The following is a 565-nucleotide window of genomic DNA, read 5'->3' as shown; positions in this document are numbered from 1 at the left end:
GGAGCTGCTGCTCGACGGCGAGGCGCTGCCGATGCAGGCAGCCGATGACGGCAGCTACTGGATCCGGCTGGCGTGTGCAGCGGGGGCGCGCTACCGCTACCGCATCGACGGGACGCTCAGCGTTCCCGATCCGGCCTCGCGCTGGCAACCCGAAGGGCTCAACGGCCCCAGTGCCGTGCTGGACGAAGATGGCCATGCATGGCAACACGCCGATTGGGCGGGCAGGCCGTGGGAGGAAGCCGTCCTCTATGAAGTGCACGTGGGTGCTGTGGGCGGCTACGCCGCGCTGCAGGCGCAACTCCCGGCACTGGCAGCGATGGGCATCACCGCTCTTGAACTGATGCCCCTGGCCACCTTTCCGGGTACGCGCAACTGGGGCTACGACGGCGCATTGCCTTACGCGCCGGCCGCCGCCTATGGCAGCCCGGACGAGCTCAAGGCGCTGATCGACCACGCGCATGCACTGGGTCTGATGGTGCTGCTGGACGTGGTCTACAACCACTTCGGCCCGGAGGGCAATCATCTGCCGCAGTATGCGCCCGCATTTTTCCGTGACGACGTCACT

At 67.4% G+C, this 565-nt stretch carries 1 protein-coding gene; it reads left to right on the top strand.

Translation table 11 applies throughout. From position 1 onward, the window contains the following. The coding region (locus tag AAE045_RS24030; RefSeq protein ID WP_455549809.1) for an alpha-amylase family glycosyl hydrolase at positions 1 to 565 on the top strand (565 nt) is incomplete at both ends.

The sequence above is a fragment of the Dryocola clanedunensis genome (genome assembly GCF_038405435.1).
GTDB lineage: Bacteria > Pseudomonadota > Gammaproteobacteria > Enterobacterales > Enterobacteriaceae > Dryocola > Dryocola clanedunensis_A.
The sequence above is the reverse complement of the archived record's forward strand: the minus strand, read 5'-3'. Positions and strand labels throughout refer to the sequence as shown.